A 19,086-nucleotide genomic window follows, 5' to 3' on the forward strand; every position below is an offset into this window, starting at 1 on the left:
CGAGGTCAGTGATCCATCGCCTTGACGATGTCTTCCGTCATTTTCTTGGCGTCGCCCAGAAGCATCATCGTGCCATCCTTGTAGAACAGCGTGTTGTCGATGCCGGCATAGCCGGAGCCGAGCGAGCGCTTGACGAAGAGACAGGTGCGCGCCTTGTCCACGTCGAGGATCGGCATACCGTAGATCGGCGAGGACTTGTCGTCGCGCGCGGCCGGGTTGGTCACGTCGTTGGCGCCGATGACATAGGCAACGTCTGCCTGGGCGAACTCGGAGTTGATGTCTTCGAGCTCGAACACCTCGTCATAGGGCACCTGCGCCTCTGCGAGCAGCACGTTCATGTGACCGGGCATGCGGCCTGCGACCGGGTGAATGGCGTATTTCACCTCGACACCGGCTTCCTTCAGCTTGTCGGCGAGCTCGCGCAGCGCATGTTGGGCCTGGGCGACGGCCATGCCGTAACCGGGCACGATGATGACCTTCTGCGCATTCGCCATCAGATAGGCGGCGTCATCGGCGGAGCCCTGCTTGACGGTACGATCCATATCGTCGTCTGCGGCAGCGGCCGTCTCGCCGCCGAAGCCGCCGAGAATGACCGAGATGAAAGACCGGTTCATGCCCTTACACATGATGTAGGACAGGATCGCACCGGAAGAGCCAACCAGCGCGCCGGTGATGATGAGCGCGAGATTGCCGAGCGTGAAGCCGATGCCGGCTGCGGCCCAGCCCGAATAGGAGTTGAGCATCGACACGACGACCGGCATGTCCGCGCCACCGATCGGGATGATGATGAGCACACCGAGCACCAGCGAGGCGGCGACGATCAGCCAGAAGATGGTCGTGCTCTGCGTGGTGACGAGCAGCACGATCAGGACGACCAGCGCGATCGCCAGACCCGCATTCACCACATGGCGCATGGGCAGCAGGATCGGCTTGCCGGACATGCGGCCATCGAGCTTCAGAAAGGCGATGACCGAGCCGGTGAAGGTGATGGCACCAATGGCGACGCCCAGCGACATCTCGACCAGCGCCTGCGCGTGGATCGCACCCAGCGTGCCGATGCCGAAGCTCTCCGGCGCATAGAGGGCGGCAGCGGCCACCATGACGGCGGCAAGGCCGACAAGCGAGTGGAACGCGGCCACGAGCTGCGGCATGGCGGTCATGGCGATGCGCTTGGCAATCACCGCGCCGATACCGCCGCCGATGGCGAGACCGACGACGATGAGCACGAACCCGCCGAAGGAAGGCGTTGCGTAGAGCAGCGTGGTGCCGATGGCGATGGCCATGCCGACCATGCCGTAAACATTGCCCTGACGGCTGGTGGTGGGATGCGACAGGCCCCTCAGCGCGAGGATGAAGAGAATGCCGGAAACGAGGTAGAGGAAGGATGCAAGATTGGCGCTCACGTCACTTGTCCTTCTTCTTGTACATGGCCAGCATGCGGCTGGTCACGAGGAAGCCACCGAAGATGTTCACCGACGCCAGGATGAGCGCGATGAAACCGAAGCCGGTGGCAAGGCCGGAAGCGGAGATGCCCACGGCCAGCAGCGCACCGACCACGATCACCGAGGAGATCGCGTTGGTGACCGACATGAGCGGCGTGTGCAGCGCCGGCGTCACCGACCAGACCACGTAGTAACCGACGAAAATCGCCAGCACGAAGATGGCGAAGCGGAAGACGAACGGGTCGATCGCCCCGCCGGATGCACCATGCGCAAGCGCGCCGGCGGCATCGGCGACTTCGGCCGCCTGCATGCCTTCAATGGCGGCACGAACGCTCGCCGCGGCGCTGTCGAGCTGGTCGAGCGCCTTTTCGAGTGCGGTTGGTTCCATCAGGATTCTCCCCCCGATTTGGTTGCGGCAGGCTTATCAGCAGCGCTGGATGCGCCAGCCGGTTTTTCTGCCGTTTTCCGAGCCGCCGTTTTCTTGGTCGCCGCGCCCCCTGAAGCCTTGGCTGCGGGCTTGCGCGCGGGTGCCTTGCGGGCTGGCGCCTTTTTCGGCGCGGCGGCCTTGGCAGCGGGCTTTGCGGTGTCGACGACATTGGGATGCACCACTTTGCCGTCATGGGTAAGCATGGTGGCCTTCACCAGCTCGTCTTCCATGTCTACGGCGAGCACCTTCTTCTCCTTGTCGACCATGGTCTCCAGGAAGGTGTAGAGGTTTTTCGCATAGAGCAGCGAAGCGGATGCGGCGACACGACCGGGCACATTGAGATGGCCGACGATCTTGACGCCATTGGCGGTGGTCACGACCTCGCCCGCCTTCGCGCCTTCCACATTGCCGCCACGCTCGACCGCCAGATCGACGATGATGGAGCCCGGCTTCATCGACTTCACCATGTCAGCGCTGACAAGACGCGGCGCGGGCCGGCCCGGAATGAGCGCCGTGGTGACGACGATGTCCTGCTTGGCGATGTGATCGGCGACGAGTTCGGCCTGGGCCTTCTTTTCTTCGTCGGTCAGCTCGCGGGCATAGCCGCCCTCGCCCGAGGCATCCTTCAGGGCCTCTGTCATGATGAACTTCGCGCCGAGCGACTGGACCTGCTCGCCGGCAGCCGCACGCACGTCGGTGGCGGTGACGACAGCACCCAGACGGCGCGCGGTGGCGATGGCCTGAAGGCCGGCAACGCCAGCGCCCATGACGAACACCTTGGCAGCTGGCACGGTGCCGGCGGCGGTCATCATCATCGGCAGCGCACGATCATACTCGGCGGCTGCGTCGATCACCGCACGGTAACCGGCAAGGTTGGCCTGCGAGGACAGAACGTCCATGGACTGGGCGCGCGTGATGCGCGGCATGAACTCCATGGCAAAGGCGGTGACGCCTGCAGCGGCCATGGCCGCGACATCGCCCTCATTGCCGTAGGGGTCCATGCTGGCGAGAACCAGCGCGCCCTTTTTGTAGGTTTTGACTTCGGCCGGCGTCGGGCGCCGCAGCTTCAGGACGACATCGGCCTTGCCGGCATCCGAAGCCTTGCCGATCTTCGCGCCGGCCTTCTCAAATTCAGCATCGACAATACGCGACTGCTCGCCTGCGTTTTTTTCGACGACAACATCGAAACCCAGGCCCACAAATCGCTTGACCGTTTCCGGAGAGACCGCAACGCGACCTTCCGTTACGTCAATTTCTTTAGGCACAAATATGCTTTGTCCCACCGTCATATCCTTTCGGTTGGACCGTCCCCCCAATCACGGGGCCGTGGCAACGACCCCGCATGTCACGGCAAGCAGCGCGCTTTAGCGCAGCAACCAGGCGCCGACCACCGAGATCAGAATGAAGAGAACGGTGCTGGAGAAGAAACCAGCGGAGGTGAAGAAACCAAACGCCATCGCCACCAGAATGGCGACGACCACCAGGCTCGAATATTTGATGACGGCCAGGAAAAGATCGTAGGTCTTTTCGTGCTCGGCGTAGTCCATTTCTGCGCCCGTTTCGGCCGGTCCGGCCGGCAAATTCTCTGCCATCTCAAAACCCCATGGGAATAGAATTGGTCTTGGGAGATAGCGAAAAGATGACTGAAGGGCAATGGGAGGATTGCCGCATGAACAATCCGATGCGGTTTGAGGCGCCTTGAGAGAACCGATTTCACAAAAACGGTACGGAATGTGGAAAATTCAGCTCTCTGGGCGTTGAATGGCGTTCTACCGTTCCGGCATTGCGAACAAGAAACGCATGAATCACGAGAGCCAGCGCTTGCGCCGCTTGTAGTGTTTTACATTGCGGAAGGAGCGCCGTCCCTCGCCGCCGACGCCAAGGTAGAATTCCTTCACGTCTTCGTTCTCGCGCAGCGCCTTCGCCTCGCCATCCAGAACGACACGGCCCGATTCCAGAATGTAACCGTATTTCGCGTAGCGCAGGGCCACATTGGTGTTCTGCTCGGCCAGCAGGAAGGAAACGCCCTGCTCCTCGTTGAGCTTTCTGACGATCTCGAAAATCTCCTCGACCAGTTGCGGCGCGAGCCCCATGGAGGGTTCGTCAAGCAGGATCATCTTCGGGCGCGACATCAGGGCCCGGCCAATCGCCGTCATCTGCTGTTCGCCGCCTGATGTATAGCCCGCCTGCGAGTTGCGTCGCTCCTTCAGGCGCGGGAAATAGGTGTAGACCAGATCCAGGTCCTCGCGGATCGCTGCCTGTCCGTCACGCCGGGTGAAGGCACCCGTCAGCAGATTGTCCTCCACCGAGAGATGGCCGAAGCAGTGCCGCCCCTCCATGACCTGAATACAGCCCCGCCGCACCAGATCGTTGGGCGAGAGGTTCTGCACTTCGTCGCCGCCGAACAGGATCGACCCCTTGGTCACCTCGCCACGCTCGGCATGCAGCAGGTTGGAGATGGCCTTGAGCGTTGTGGTCTTGCCCGCTCCATTTGCTCCAAGCAAGGCGGTGATGCCACCGCGCGGGACGGAAAGGGAAACCCCTTTCAGCACCAGTATGACGTGATCGTAGATCACCTCGATATTGTTCACTTCGAGGATCTGTTCCGCGGTCTCAGCCGAGGCTGCAGGTGCTGTCGTCGTCATGCTTCGCTATCCCGGTTTCAAGAAAACGCCGCTCCCCGCCGCGCGCGACAGGGAGCGGCACCAGAGCGTGCCTACATGCTGCACTCTTCATTGACAGGCCATGGCGCATTGGCCTCGGCATATTCCTTGGCTTTTTCAGCTTCGAGCGGCTCGATTTCCGCCCGGTCCGGTGTCAAGAGGTCCGAAGCCTTGACGAATTTCGCGCCGTCCCACTGCAGCATCCAGCCGCCGCCATGGCCCGTGTGGTTCGAGCAGGAGGTGCTGAACGGCACGAGCATGCCTTCCGCACCAAGCTCTTTCAGGCGGGCTTCATCCAGATTGATGTTCTCCAGCCCCCAGCGAAGCTGCTCCGGGCTTGGCGCCCGCACATCGAACTCTTCCTGCGCCGCCTTGATGCCTTCCACCAGAATAACCGAGATCATGAGACCGCGCTGATAGAACACGGAATCGAACTCGCCTTCGGCCTGGTTGATCTGCGACTTGCCGGCATCGACCACGTACTTCTTGATGTCGGCCATGAGCGGGGCTTCGGAATTCGGCACGCTCCAGGAGATTGAGCGGTAGCCCTTGCCCTGCTCGCCGACCAGCTTCAGGTCGCCGTCATGGCCCGACCACCACACGCCGATGAACTGATCCATCGGATATTTGGTTTTCGCAGCTTCGGTGATGGCGCCGGCGTTCATCGCCCCCCAGCCCCACATGATGACGAAGTCCGGGCGTTCACGACGGATCTGCAGCCACTGCGCCGACTGGTTCTGCATCTCGGTCAGCCCGACCGGGATCGGAACAAGTTCGAAGCCGTGTTTCTCGGCCAGCACTTCAAGCAGCGGAATGGGCTCTTTGCCGAAGGGATGATCGAGGTGCAGGAAGGCGATCTTCTTGTCTTTCAGACTGTCGAGATTGCCATCCGAAATGTTCTTCAGGATCATCGACGCGCCATCCCAGTAGGAAGATGGCGGATTGTAGGCCCACTGGAACACCTTGCCATCGGCCATGGGCGAGAAGCCGTAACCGGGGGCGAGGATCGGAATCTTGTCGACATTCGACTTCGGCAGGACCTGAAGCGTGATGCCGGTCGACCAGGGCTGCGTGACCACGGCGCGCGCCTTGGTCTTTTCGTAGCACTCCACGCCCTTCTCGGTGTTGTAGCCGGTTTCGCACTCGTCATATTCGAGTTTGACGCCGTTCAACCCGCCATCGCGCTCGTTGAGCAGCGTGATGTAGTCGCGCTGGCCGTTCATCAACGGCGTGCCGGTGGCAGCGAACGGGCCCGTTCGGTAGGCCAGGTTCGGAATATAGATGCTTTCGTCCTGCGCAGCGGCAGGTGCGGCAAAGCCTGCGGCGGCAACGAGCGCCGACGACAGGATCGCATTTCTGAGCATTCTCTTCATACTCTCTCCTCCACTTGTTCCGTTCTCCGAAAGGAAGGGGCGAACAATCCCCGTCTCACGCACCTTGCCCGCCTAGTGCGGGAAGGGCCATAGAATGAATTTTTCGCGGATCATCGCCCAGAATCGCGCGAGCCCGTGCGGCTCGATGATCAGGAAGGCGATGATGAGCGCACCGATGATCATGATATTCAGATGCTCGACCATGGCGGAATCGAGCGGGATGCCGAAAGCCTCCGGCACGCTGCTGATGATGACCGGCAGCGCGACGATGAGGATGGCGCCGAGGAAGTTTCCAAGGATCGAGCCGAGCCCGCCAATGATCGCGATGAACAGGACTCGGAACGACAATGGAATGTCGAACAGGTTCGCCTCCGCCGCACCGCGCCATAGAAAAACGAACAGCGCGCCGGCAATGCCCACCACATAGGACGACACGAAGAATGCCATGAGCTTGGTGCGCATCAGATTGATGCCGACAAGCTCTGCGGCGATATCCATATCGCGCACCGCCTTCCACATGCGGCCGATGCGCCCGCGCGTGATGTTGATGGCGAAGAAGGTGATCACGCAGACAACGCAAAGAACGAAGTAATATTGCGTGATGGCCGTGGCGCGCGGACCGGCAACGGTGATGCCGAACATGTCGATATTGGGCACCTGGATCGCGCCGGACGCGTTGTAATTGTAGAGCCATGCCCATTTCTGGAACAGCCAGACGAGAAAGAACTGCGCGGCCAGCGTTGCAATGGCGAGATAGAATCCCTTGATGCGCAGCGATGGCAGGCCGAACAGCACGCCGATGGCCGCCGAGAAGAAGCCCGACATCGCAATCGCCACCACGATGTTCATCTCCGGGAAGATGGAAACGAGCTTGTAGCAGGCATAGGCCCCCACCCCCATGAAGGCCCCGGTGCCGAGCGACAATTGTCCCGCATAACCCGTGAGAATGTTGAGGCCGAGGGCTGCCAGCGAATAGATCAATACCGGGATCAACAGCGCTCGGAAGGTGAATTCGCTCGCCGTGAGCGGAAAGATGACAAAGGCGAAGACGAGGATGACGCCAAGCAGAAACGCGTCCTGTCGCACCGGAAACAGCGCGTGATCGGCTTGGTAACTGGTCTTGAACTGGCCTGCTGTGCGGTAGAACATGAATTATACCCGCTCGATGATTTTTTCGCCAAACAGCCCCTGCGGGCGGAAGAGAAGCACGAGCAGCGCCAGCATATAGGCGAACCAGGCTTCGGTGTTGCCGCCGAGCAGCGGCTGGCCCCAATAGATCTCGAAGAGCTTTTCCAGAATGCCGATGGCGAGCCCGCCGATGATCGCGCCCATGACGCTTTCCAGACCGCCGAGCATGAGCACCGGCAGCGCCTTGAAGGCGATGACCTCCAGCGCGAAGGACACACCGGCCCGCGCGCCCCAGACAATGCCCGTGGCAAGCGCGATGACACCGGCGATAAACCAGACGATCACCCAGATGGTGGAAAGCGAAATGCCGACCGAGAGAGCGGCCTGATGGTCATCGCCAAGCGCCCGGATGGCACGGCCGATCTTGGACTTGTTGAGGAAGACCAGAAGAGCCGCCACCAGCACCATGGCGCCGATGACCGCCGTCAAATCCTTTTCCTCGATGGAGACGAAGCCGCCAAACGGCTCGAACACGATGCTGCCTGTCGGGATGAACAGCTGCTCTGTGATCATCACCTTGTTTTCGCCGCCGAAGATCAGTTCGCCGAAGCCGATCAGGAACAGCGTGATGCCGATGGTCGCCATGAACAGGATGATGTCGGGCTGGTTGACCAGCGGCCGCAGCACCACGCGCTCGATGGTCATGGCAAGCACCAGCATTACGGCCAGCGTGAGCGGCAGCGCAAGCAGGGCCGGCACGCCCTTTTCATAGAGACCCACCAGCGTAAGCGCGGCGAACACCACCATAATGCCCTGCGCAAAATTGAAGATGCGCGAGGATTTGTAGATCAGCACGAAGCCGAGCGCGATCAGCGCGTAGAGCACCCCGCCGACGAGCCCTTCCCAGAGCACCTGAAGCAGGAAATCGGGGGCGGCCGCCATATCGGCGAAGGGCTGCACCAGAACATCGTTCAAGAATTCCATGCGTTCCTCCGTCCTGCCCCTAGTGCGGGACGCCCAGATAGGCGTCGATCACATCCTGATTGTTCTTCACCTCATCGGGCGGGCCATCGGCAATCTTCTTGCCGTAATCGAGCACCACCACGCGGTCGGACAGGTCCATGACCACGCCCATATCGTGCTCGATCAGCGCAATCGTGGTGCCGCGCTGCTGGTTCACGTCGATGATGAAGCGGCTCATGTCTTCCTTTTCCTCAAGGTTCATGCCCGCCATGGGCTCGTCGAGGAGAAGAAGCGTCGGCTCCATGGCAAGCGCGCGGCCAAGCTCGACACGCTTTTGCAGGCCATAGGGCAGCTTGCCCACCGGTGTGCGACGAATGTGCTGGATCTCCAGAAAGTCGATGATCTCCTCGACCTTCTCGCGATGTTCGATCTCCTCGCGCAGCGCCGGCCCATGCCAGAGCATCTGCCAGCCGATATTGCGCTTCATCATGACCGATCGGCCAGCCATTATGTTGTCGAGCGTCGACATGCCCTTGAAGAGAGCGACGTTCTGGAAGGTGCGGGCGATGCCCTGCCCCACCGCTTCGTGTGGCTTCATGGAGCGGCGCTCGCGCCCACGAAAGATGATCGTGCCTTCCTGCGGCGTGTAGAACCCGTTGATGACATTGAGCATCGATGTCTTGCCGGCACCGTTGGGGCCGATGATGGCGCGGATTTCGCCCTTCAGCACATCAAGCGAAATGTCGGTGATCGCCTTCACGCCTCCAAAGGAAAGCGAGACGTTCTTCACGTCGAGAAGCACGCCGCCCCTGGCGATGCCATCGTCCGGCGCAGTGAGCTGGTTGGGATCGGGACGCGGGTTCATTCGGCAGCCTCCCGGACATTTTCGGCCGGAACCGCATGGATCTCGGCATCGACGATCTGAACCGTGGCGCGGATGATGCCCTTGCGGCCATCCTCATAGGTGACCTGGGTTTCCACGAACTTCTCCGTAGAGCCATCGTAGAGCGCCTCGATCAGCTCGCCGTAACGTTCGGCGATGAACTTGCGGCGCACCTTCTGGGTGCGCGTCAATTCGCCGTCATCGGCATCCAGCTCCTTGTGCAGGACGAGAAAGCGCCTGATCTGGGAAGCCGCCATCAGCGGCTCGCGGGCGAGCCTGCGATTGGCTTCGTTCACATGCGCTGCGATGGTCTCGTAGACGCGCGGATGCCCGGCCAGTTCCTGATAGGACGCGTAGGCGATGTTGTTGCGCTCGGCCCAGTTGCCGACCGCCTGCAAATCGATGTTGATGAAGGCCGCGCAGAATTCTCGCCCATGGCCGAACGCCACCGCTTCCTGAATATCGGGGAAGAACTTCAGCGTGTTCTCGATGTATTTCGGCGCAAACAGCGCGCCATCGGAAAGCTTGCCGACATCCTTGGCCCGGTCGATGATCTTGAGCTGGCCGTCCGTGTCGAAGAAGCCGGCGTCACCCGTGTGCACCCAGCCATCCTCGGTCTTGGTCTCGCGGGTGGCCTCGTCGTTCTTGTAGTAGCCGACGAAAACGCCCGGCGAGCGATACATCACCTCGCCGCTCTCGGCGATGCGGATTTCCACCTCGGGCGATGGCAGCCCCACCGTGTCGGGACGGATTTTTCCGTCTTCCTGCGCGGTGATGTAGACGGTGGCTTCCGTCTGGCCGTAGAGCTGTTTCAGGTTCAGACCAAGCGAGCGGTAGAAGGAGAAAAGCTCCGGCCCGATGGCCTCGCCGGCCGTATAGCCGACACGCATGTTCGAAAAGCCCATGCGGTTTTTCAGCGGGCCATAGACCATGAACTCTCCGAGCCGGTATTTCAGCCGGTCCACGAGCCCGACCTCTTCGCCATTCAGAATGCGCTCGCCCACCTTTGCGGCGTGGGCGAGGAAATAATCGAACATGCCCTTCTTGAGCTTTCCGGCATCTTCCATCCGCACCATGATCGAGGTCAGCATGGCCTCAAAGACGCGCGGCGGCGCGAAGAAATAGGTCGGCGCGATCTCGCGGCGGTCCTCGTTCACCGTTTCGGGGCTTTCGGGACACGCGACGCAAAAACCCGCCGTGTAGGACTGAGCGTAGGAGAACAGGTGATCGCCCACCCAGGCCAGCGGCAGATAGGCGATGATCGTCTCGCTCTCGGTCAGATTGTCGAAGGCGTTCCCGTTGATGGCGGAGCGCACGAAATTGTCGTTCGACAGCATCACGCCCTTCGGGCGGCCCGTGGTGCCGGATGTGTAGAGCATGACCGAAAGATCGGAGCCGCGCCCCTTTTCGATCTCGGCCAGCCAGTTCGCATTCGCCTCCGGTTCCTCGGTGAAGCGGCGCATGCCCGTTTCACGCACGCTGTCATAGGCATGGAGATGGGTGTGGTCGTAATCCCTGAGACCGCGCTCCTCGTCATAGACGATTTCGGTCAGGAGCGGCACCTCTTCCGAGATGGAGAGCACCTTGTCGACCTGCTCCTGATCCTCGACCATGGCGAAGGTGACCTCGGCATGGTTGAGCACATAGGCCATCTCTTCGGCAACGGAATCCGCATAGACCGGCACGGGAACCGCCCCCAGAGACTGGGCGGCGGCGAATGTCCAATAGAGCCTTGGCCGGTTGGAGCCGATCACGGCGATCTTGTCGCCGCGTTTCAGGCCGATCGACTGGAGGCCGAGCGCGAACGCCCGCACTTCCTCAAGCTGCTCCGCCCAGGTCCAGCTCTGCCAGATGCCATAGTCCTTGAAACGCATGGACGGCCTGTCGCCGAACCGCTCGGCGTTCCAGAGCAGATATTTGGCAAACGTATCCTTCGACGCGTCAGAATGCGCCAAGTCGCTTCCTCCCACTGTCAGCGGTAGACCCGCTGTTGTTCCGGTTCCTCCCCGAACCGGAGCTATTGATTGAATTGAGGGTTCCACGAAACCCGCACCCGATCAACACGCCCCTTGACAGACAGGCGATCAGTTTGCCTTTATGCTAGCGGAATTATGTGCGCGGATGCGAGTATTCTTAAAGCATCAGGCGCCTGCTCCGACTAAAGTCTAGATCGCGTGCGTCCATCCGGACGCACGAAGGAGAATCTAGTCTTTAGTCGGAGCATCGAAATAATCCGAAAACCGGATTCCACTTTTTCGGTCCGATGCTCTAAGCGAACATCAAGAATGGTGGCAGGCCCGAACGCGGTCAGGATTCGTAGTGGCTCAATGCGCCTGCATCGACCACCGTTATGCGGCCATGCTCCGCCTTCAGGAGCCCTTCATCCTCAAGCGCACGCAGGGCGCGGTTGACCACCTGCCGCGAAACACCGGCCAGAAGACCAAGTTCCTCCTGACTGATCTCTATCGTTGTTCCAGCACGCGGATAGAGCGTACGATTGAAAAACCATGAGAGATTGCGCGCGACCCGGGCCGTGGGTCCCAGAATGCGGTCATACTCTATCGTCGCAATGAACTGACCCATGCGCTCATTGAGCTGGCGCACGAGGAAACGGTTGAAACCGGTGCTGTTCTCGTAGAGCCACAGGAAGCTTGAGCGTGAAAGCATGGCAAGCCGCGTATCGCGGATCGCGACGACATCGTACTGGCGCGGTTCGTTCTTGAGCACCGACCCCTCACCGAACCAGCCGCCGTCCGTCACCCCCGCAAAGGTCATCGCCTTGCCGGCGGCGGAAATGGCGCTGATCTTGATGAGCCCCTCAACAACGCCGGTCCAGTGATCGAGCCGGTCACCCCGGTGACAGATATAACTGCCTTTGGAAAATAACCGCTCCGTCAGCCCGCGGCGCGCCCGTTCCAGTTCGTCGTCCGTAAGCTCGGCAGCCCAGATGGTCTCCCCGGCAATGTCGCGTTTTGTAGTCATGCCTATTCGATAGCCCGACAGCCTGTCAGCGACAAGCAGCGATCCCGTCAAAGCATCCGGGTCAGGCAGCGTGCTGCAGATATTTGGCCGTCGGCAGAATGGTGAGCGGCGCCGATATACCAGACGCCGTGCGCTCAAACAGCATTCTCTGCTCCGATCGCGTCGAAAGGAAGAACGGGAACCGCTCGACGATGGGGCCGAACTCCCTGGCACAGACCCCGCCAAACAACATTAACGGTATGCTTATCGGCGGATAGGCACGCTCGGGGCTCATCTGCCGGGCACCAAAGATCCGGCGATAAAATGCCGTGTGCTCCTGGCGGATGAGACAGGCGCAATAGGTCGAGCGGAAATATTCATAGGCCGCGATAACCAGGCGCAGCGAGACATAGGGAAGGGCCCGGTATTCGCGCGCGAGATCGGGATCGGCAGCGAGCATGCTTGGATTGATACAGCTGTCGCCCTGCTCGATCAGCGGGGACATGACGTCGCCGAACCCTTTCGTCACCGGCCCAAGCGGGTTTTCCCGGTCGATCTGATGCAGGCGCACCGTGCTGACGAGGCGTTTGTCTATATAGACGGCGAAGTTGTAGCAGTTGGGAAGATCGTCGAGATCGTCCTTGACGATCTGTTGCTCCGCCTCGGGCACAAAACCGTGCGCCCGGTAGGAACGGTACCGCAGATGAAATATCTCTTCCCGGTCTTCGCCAGATTCGCACCGTCGGTATTCGGTGCGCTCCAGAAGTGCCATCACGCCATCTATGAAGCTCGAGGACTTCTTGGCCGGTTCGCGAGCAAAGCGCTCTGCCCCCGGTTTCAGGCCGACCAGGCCGGTACTCGTGACCATTGCCGCATGCCCCACGTCGACTTTTACCACCTCTCGTATCAAGCAAGCGTAGTCGCCTGACGAGCGATGTAAAGCTGATAGTCGTATGAAACTTGTTTAGGTTTTATTAACCTTAACAGAAGGTTTTCGCACATTCACCTTGCATATACCGGATGTGCGAAAAGTCAGATGGATGCGCGCGTCTTGGCGGCAATCTGCCCGGGCGCGTAGGGCTGCTTCATTTCAGCCATGGTCTCGATGCCGGATGCCGTCAGGGCCGGGCCGAAGAGAAAACCCTGCAGGAGATCGGGTTTGACCGCGCTTTCAAGCAGCTTCAGCTGATCGAACCGCTCGACGCCTTCAACGGTGACCGCAAGGCCCAGCTTGCGCGAAAGATCGACCACCCCCTGCAGGAGGTGAAGCGACCGCTCTCCCTCCTTCAGATTGGCGACGAAACTTCCGTCGATCTTGATTTTGTCGAGCGGGAGGCTGTGCAGGTAGCTCAGCGAGGAATAGCCGGTCCCGAAATCGTCCAGCGCAATGCGCACACCGAGCTTCTTCAGCGTGTTGATGTAGCGGACCGTCGCCTCCGTATCGTTAAGGAGTGCGGTTTCCGTGACCTCGATCTCCAGACGGTCGGGCTTCAGGCCTGCCCCGTCAAGCGCTCGTTCCACTTTGCCGATCACTTCATCGGAACGAAAATCCTTGGCCGAAAGGTTCACGGACACGCCGACATGCTCCGGCCATTTCGCGCACTCATGGCAGGCCGCTTCAAGAACGATCGTGCTGATCTCGGAGATCAGGCCCATTTCTTCCGCAAGGGGGATGAAGATCGCCGGCGATACAAGCCCGAGTTCCGGGTGGTCCCAGCGGCACAGCGCCTCACAGCTCGAAACACGCATGGTGGCGGCATCGACGATCGGCTGGTAGACGACACGCAGATTGCGCGCTTCGATGGCATTGCGCAGGTCAGCCTTCATCACCTGTCGATTGCGGAAGGCGACATCCATCTCCGTTTCAAACAGGCTCCAGGCGTTCTTGCCGAGTTCCTTGGCTCTATAAAGCGCCAGATCCGCCTTGACGATCATCGAGTCCACATCGCCTGACCGCACCGGCACAACCACCGCCCCGCCACTGGCCTGAATGCGCATGGCGTGGCCGGCCACGTCGACTTCCCCGGCAAGCGAGGCAAAGATTTCCTCAAACTGTCGGGAAAATTCGCCCTCGTCGGCCACCCGGTTGAAGTAGATCATGAACTCATCGCCGCCGAACCGGCTGATGCGAACATTCGGACTCTCGAACGCGGAGAGACGCTCTGCCACGGCATAGATCAAACCATCGCCGACCGGATGCCCCAGAGTGTCGTTCACGGTCTTGAAATCATCGAGGTCGAGTACGCCAAGGCCGCAGAGTCTGTCCTGATCGCCCGCCGCCATCGCTTCGGTGACCTTCTCGTGAAAATAGGCGCGGTTGGGCAGGCTGGTGAGGCTGTCATAACGCGCCATGAAACGGATTTTTTCCTCCGCCTCCACGCGGCTCGTGACCTCCTCGAAGGTCAGAACCCCTACCTCATCATGCCCTTCACGGGCAGCGAACTCAAAATGCCGCCCATTGGTCATGCGCAACAGGACCTTGCGGTTGCGGCCTTCGCGCAAAGCGCGCGAAAGCTGCTCCTCGGCATACGCATAATCGCGCTCCGAAAGCAGGCCGCTCGCCACACCGCGCATCAAGAGCGATTTCAGCGTCCGGCCCAGCATCTGCTCAGAGGACTTGAACCCAAGCATCTCCGCCGCCTGGGTGTTGCTCACCACCACGCGCTCCTCATTGTTCAGCATGAGCAGACCGTGGTGCATGGTGTTCAGCGCGCGGTCGAAACGCTGCGCCAGCCGTGTGGAGCGCTTTTCCTCACTGATGGCAGTGAACAGGACCGTGCGTACGAGATCGGCCATCTTGGTCACGACCAGCATGAACGGCGCGATGAAAAGCCCAAGCACGAAATGATAGAAATCGCCCTTCAGCATCAGACCGAGCGCCATCGGGAACACGATGGTCAGCGTCAGGATCGACACCATTTTGTGTGATCCGTAATTGCGCCCGGCAATGGTGATCGTGCCGCTTAGAATGGCCGAAACAGCGGCGAGTTCGCTGAAATTGTCGTTCGACCACATCGTGGCAAAGAAGCCGAACGCCCCGACAACAAATCCGTGGATGCTGCCCCACCAGAGATATCGGGCCTCCCAGGCGAGTGCGGACGGATAGTCGGAGATCAGCGCGTGATCGACACGCGTAATCTTGAAGTAACGCCAGACGCCGGCAATGAACATGGCCGGCCCGAAGACAAGATAGGCCTCCTGGCCTGTCTTATAGTAGAGGAGAAGAGCAATCAGGCCGTAGCAGGCCGCGCCAACGGGGAGCACGCCGACGTCCTGAAACAACGAACGGATGTACCCAACGTAGACGTCTTCCGGAATGCTGTTTTTGCTGTTTTTCACCGCATGAGCCCGATTGACGGGCAAGATATGCCACAACAGCATTAAGAAAGGTTTAGTGAAGTTTTCTCGCCTCTGCCCTAAAGAAAGCCGGCTATTCTGCCGCTTTCAGGACAGGACCCGCCCTGTCTCCGTCTTCCAGACGCCGGACAAGCCTCGCCCGCTCCTGCACCGCTTTCGCAGCGTTGGCTTCCTTAATGTGGCCATAGCCGCGAATGAGCGCCGGCACCGATGCCAGCGCCGCCGCGGCATCCGCCCGTTCGGGAGAAAGCAGCGCCTCGATGCGATCGAGATCTCCTTCATATTCGGAGAGCAGGCGCCGTTCCATCCGGCGTTCTTCGGTGCGGCCGAAAAGATCGAAAGCCGTGCCCCGCAGGCCCCGCATGCGCGCAAGCAGGCGGAAGGCCGACATCATCCAGGGACCAAAGCTCGACTTTCTCGGATGCCCGGCGGCATCACGGCGACCGAGAACCGGCGGCGCAAGATGAAACTCGAGGCGATCATAGCTCTCGAATTCAGCGTTGAGCTGGCGCTTGAAGGAACCGTCCGTGTAGAGACGTGCCACTTCGTATTCGTCTTTTATGGCCATGAGTTTGAAGAGATTGCGCGCTGCGGCTTCCGTCACCGCGGTGGAACCCGGCACAGCTTTTTCTTCTTTGGCACGCAAACGGGCGATGCGGCTGCGGTAGCGCTCCGCATAAGCCTGGTTCTGGTAGCCAGCCAGGAACGTCGCACGCCGGTCGATGACCTCATCGAGCGTCTGCGATACGGGCTGCCGGACATCGCCATTTGAGGATTTTGCGACCAGCCGGCTCACATATTCAGGATCATGCGCCGCGCGGCGTCCCCAGCGGAACGCTGAAACGTTCATGGACACAGCCTGGCCATTGAGTTCAATCGCCTTCTCGATGGCTTCAGCCGAAATCGGCAGCCCGCCGAGCTGATAGGCCATGCCAAGCATGAGCATGTTTGCACCAACGGAATTGCCGAAGAGGACGCTCGCGGTTCGTGTCGCGTCGAAGAAATGCGCCCTGTCTTCGCCGACGGCCGCGCGGATCGCCTTTTTCAGGCGCTCTGTGGGAAGCGAGAAATCGGCTGAGCGGGCGAAATCTCCCGGCATCACTTCCGCGGTGTTGGCCATGAACAGGGTATGCCCTTCACGGGCGGCTGCGAGAACCTTCTTCGCGCCGGAAACCACCAGGTCGCAGCCGAGAACGAGATCCGCCTCGCCGGCGGACACGCGGATCGCGTGAATGTCTTCCGGCGTCCCGGCGACTCGCAGATGGGTGAAAACCGCTCCGCCCTTCTGCGCCAGCCCCGCCATGTCGATGATGCCTGCGCCCTTGCCTTCCAGATGCGCGGCCATGCCAACGATCGCGCCAATGGTGACAACACCAGTGCCGCCTATCCCATCCACCACCGCCGACCAGCCGCGCGCGAGATCATAAAGCTTCGGCTCGGGAACGCCTTCCAGCGGATCGTTGGCGCCTGTCGCACCTTTTGCCTTCTTCAGCTTTGCACCGTGCACCGTCACAAAGGACGGGCAAAACCCGTTCACGCAGGAAAAATCCTTATTACAGCTGGACTGGTCGATGCGGCGCTTGCGGCCGAATTCGGTCTCCTGCGGCTGGACCGAAACGCAGTTCGACTTGACCCCGCAGTCTCCACAGCCTTCGCACACGAGTTCGTTGATGAAGACGCGCTTGTCCGGATCGGGGAAGGTCCCGCGTTTGCGCCGGCGGCGTTTCTCGGCCGCACAGGTCTGATCATAGAGCAGGACTGAAACGCCCTTCACCTCGCGGAGCTCGCGCTGCACCTGATCGAGATCGTCGCGGTGGTTGATCGTGGTGCCCTGCGGGAAGTTGACAGCGCCGGCATATTTTTCCGGCTCGTCGCTCACGACTGCGATGCGCTGCACGCCTTCCGCACGCACCTGATCGGCGATCATGTCAACGGTGAGCCCGCCCTCGTGCGGCTGACCACCCGTCATGGCGACCGCGTCATTGTAGAGAATTTTGTAGGTGATGTTTGCGCCCGAAGCGCGCGCAAAGCGGATCGCCATGGAACCGGAATGATTGTAGGTGCCATCGCCGAGATTCTGGAAGAAGTGCTCCCGCCTGGAAAACGGTGCCTGGCCGATGAACTGCGCGCCCTCGCCGCCCATGGCCGTGAAGCCGACATTGGACCGGTCCATCCAGGTGGCCATGAAATGGCAGCCAATGCCGCCGCCTGCGATCGATCCCTCGGGAACATTGGTCGAGGTATTGTGCGGGCAGCCCGAGCAGAAATAGGGCGTGCGACCTGACACGTCCTGCGTATCCGCAAGCATTGCCTGGAACTGGCGCAGCCGCGACACATGGGCCGCGATCTCTTCCGATGGGCCGATGATCCGCAGGATCCGCTCGCCGATGGCGATGGCAATCTCATTGGGATCGAGCGCCGCCGTGGGCGCGAAAAGACGACCTCCCTTCTCATCCACCTTGCCGATGATTTCCGGCTGATTGGCCGTGCCGTAAAGGTTCTCGCGCAATTGCACTTCGATCAGCGAACGCTTTTCCTCGACCACGATCACCATGTCGAGGCCGCGCGCGAATTCGCGCATGTGCTCCACGTCGAAAGGCCAGGGACAGGCCACCTTGAAGAGGCGAATGCCAAGCTGGTTCGCCCGCGCTTCGTCGATTCCCAGATCGTCCAGCGCCTGCCGCGTGTCGAGATAGCTCTTGCCAAGCGTGACAATGCCGATCTTCGCCTTGGAACCGCCGGAATAGATGATGCGGTTGAGATTGTTTGCCTGGACGAACGCGGCGGCGGCGGCGCGCTTGAAATCGTAGAGCCGCGCCTCCTGCCCGAGCATGTTGATCTCGTTGCGGATGTTCAGACCGCCGGGCGGCATCTCGAATTCGGGCGTGACGATGTTCAGCCGCTCAAGCGACACATCCACGGCGGCTGTCGATTCAATGTTGTCCTTGACGCATTTGATGGCCGTCCAGGTGCCGGCAAAACGCGACAGCGCATAGCCGTAAAGACCGTAGTCTATAAGTTCCTGAACGCCGGCCGGGTTCAGGATCGGAATCATCGCGTCAACGAAAGCGAACTCGCTGGCATTGGCGACAGTTGAGGATTCGGCTGTGTGGTCATCGCCCATGAGCGCGAGCACGCCGCCATGTTTCGAAGAGCCCGCATGGTTGGCGTGGCGAAAAACGTCGCCGGAGCGGTCTACGCCCGGGCCTTTGCCGTACCAGACACTGAACACCCCGTCATATTTGCCTTCGCCGAGAAGCTCGGTCTGCTGCGAGCCCCAGCAGGCGGTTGCCGCCAGTTCCTCGTTCAGGCCGGGCTGGAAGATCACATTGGACGCTTCGAGCTGCTTTTTCGCCTTCCAGAGCTGCTGATCGAGCCCGCCAATGGGCGACCCGCGATAGCCGGAAACGAAACCGGCAGTGTTCAGCCCCGCACGTCGATCACGCTCACGCTGCATCAGGAGCATCCGGACAATCGCCTGCGCGCCGGACACGAAGATGCGTTCCTTCGTTAAATCGAATTTGTCATTCAGCGTGACGTCGTGAAGCGTCATATATGCATTCCTCCTCAGCGGATCACGGTTGGAAACGTTTCCGCAAGGGTAGTTTTCTATTCGCCCGGCATCCCGTCAAACGAATTTGCGGGCTCCACAACAATGAGCAACGCCAACACAAAATACGGCATTTCCGGGGACATTTTATTAGCCGGGCCGCATGAACGGCGCACGAATCTGACCGGAGTATACCTGCCTGCTCCCCGAACGCAGCATCCAGTCCGGCATATTCACTTCATAATTTAGGTTCGAAAGGCAAAAAGGCGACTTTTCCCGCCCGGTTACTTTTTCGCCAGAAACAAAGCTGCTAATCAGGCGCTGCCTGGCTACCAGGTT

14 protein-coding genes are annotated in these 19,086 nt (G+C 60.5%); all 14 read right to left on the reverse strand.

Annotated elements, in window-relative coordinates:
• Positions 1-5 precede the first annotated feature (5 nt).
• Positions 6-1,403, reverse strand: coding sequence for an NAD(P)(+) transhydrogenase (Re/Si-specific) subunit beta (locus KUG85_RS17380; protein ID WP_065815808.1), 1,398 nt, complete (start codon positions 1,401-1,403; stop codon positions 6-8).
• Position 1,404: 1 nt separating this feature from the next.
• Entirely contained in the window at positions 1,405-1,830 is a 426-nt protein-coding gene (locus KUG85_RS17385) for a proton-translocating transhydrogenase family protein (RefSeq protein WP_007008832.1), read from the reverse strand.
• Positions 1,830-3,152, reverse strand: coding sequence for a Re/Si-specific NAD(P)(+) transhydrogenase subunit alpha (locus tag KUG85_RS17390; protein ID WP_223006217.1), 1,323 nt, complete (start codon positions 3,150-3,152; stop codon positions 1,830-1,832). Before KUG85_RS17390 ends, KUG85_RS17385 begins: the two co-directional genes overlap by 1 nt.
• Before the next feature lie 81 nt (positions 3,153-3,233).
• Entirely contained in the window at positions 3,234-3,461 is a 228-nt protein-coding gene (locus KUG85_RS17395; RefSeq protein WP_007008834.1) for an aa3-type cytochrome c oxidase subunit IV, read from the reverse strand.
• 213 nt (positions 3,462-3,674) lie between these two features.
• Positions 3,675-4,514: an ABC transporter ATP-binding protein gene (locus KUG85_RS17400; protein ID WP_065815809.1), complete on the reverse strand. Its 840-nt coding sequence runs from the start codon at positions 4,512-4,514 to the stop codon at positions 3,675-3,677.
• 71 nt (positions 4,515-4,585) lie between these two features.
• Complete coding sequence (locus KUG85_RS17405; RefSeq protein WP_223006218.1) at positions 4,586-5,905, reverse strand: ABC transporter substrate-binding protein; 1,320 nt, start codon at positions 5,903-5,905, stop codon at positions 4,586-4,588.
• A gap of 72 nt (positions 5,906-5,977) precedes the next feature.
• Positions 5,978-7,054 carry a branched-chain amino acid ABC transporter permease gene (locus KUG85_RS17410; protein ID WP_223006219.1) on the reverse strand — a complete coding sequence of 359 codons (1,077 nt, stop codon included), beginning with the start codon at positions 7,052-7,054 and terminating at the stop codon, positions 5,978-5,980.
• 3 nt (positions 7,055-7,057) lie between these two features.
• A complete protein-coding gene (locus KUG85_RS17415; protein ID WP_065815812.1) occupies positions 7,058-8,017 on the reverse strand; it encodes a branched-chain amino acid ABC transporter permease in 960 nt (319 codons plus the stop codon).
• Between the two features lie 19 nt (positions 8,018-8,036).
• Positions 8,037-8,861, reverse strand: coding sequence for an ABC transporter ATP-binding protein (locus tag KUG85_RS17420; protein WP_065815813.1), 825 nt, complete (start codon positions 8,859-8,861; stop codon positions 8,037-8,039).
• Complete coding sequence (locus KUG85_RS17425) at positions 8,858-10,834, reverse strand: AMP-binding protein (RefSeq protein WP_223006220.1); 1,977 nt, start codon at positions 10,832-10,834, stop codon at positions 8,858-8,860. Before KUG85_RS17425 ends, KUG85_RS17420 begins: the two co-directional genes overlap by 4 nt.
• 352 nt (positions 10,835-11,186) lie before the next feature.
• Entirely contained in the window at positions 11,187-11,861 is a 675-nt protein-coding gene (locus KUG85_RS17430) for a Crp/Fnr family transcriptional regulator (RefSeq protein ID WP_223006221.1), read from the reverse strand.
• Positions 11,862-11,922: 61 nt separating this feature from the next.
• Positions 11,923-12,708 carry an N-acyl amino acid synthase FeeM domain-containing protein gene (locus KUG85_RS17435; protein WP_223006222.1) on the reverse strand — a complete coding sequence of 262 codons (786 nt, stop codon included), beginning with the start codon at positions 12,706-12,708 and terminating at the stop codon, positions 11,923-11,925.
• A 164-nt stretch (positions 12,709-12,872) separates the two neighbouring features.
• Positions 12,873-15,221 (reverse strand): putative bifunctional diguanylate cyclase/phosphodiesterase, encoded by a 2,349-nt coding sequence (locus tag KUG85_RS17440; RefSeq protein ID WP_223006223.1) that lies wholly within the window; start codon positions 15,219-15,221, stop codon positions 12,873-12,875.
• A 49-nt stretch (positions 15,222-15,270) separates the two neighbouring features.
• The gene (locus tag KUG85_RS17445; protein ID WP_223006224.1) at positions 15,271-18,750 is read right to left on the reverse strand and encodes an indolepyruvate ferredoxin oxidoreductase family protein; all 3,480 of its coding nucleotides are present in this window, start codon (positions 18,748-18,750) and stop codon (positions 15,271-15,273) included.
• Between the last annotated feature and the right edge of the window lie 336 nt (positions 18,751-19,086).

Source organism: Nitratireductor rhodophyticola (assembly GCF_019891355.1).
GTDB lineage: Bacteria > Pseudomonadota > Alphaproteobacteria > Rhizobiales > Rhizobiaceae > Nitratireductor > Nitratireductor rhodophyticola.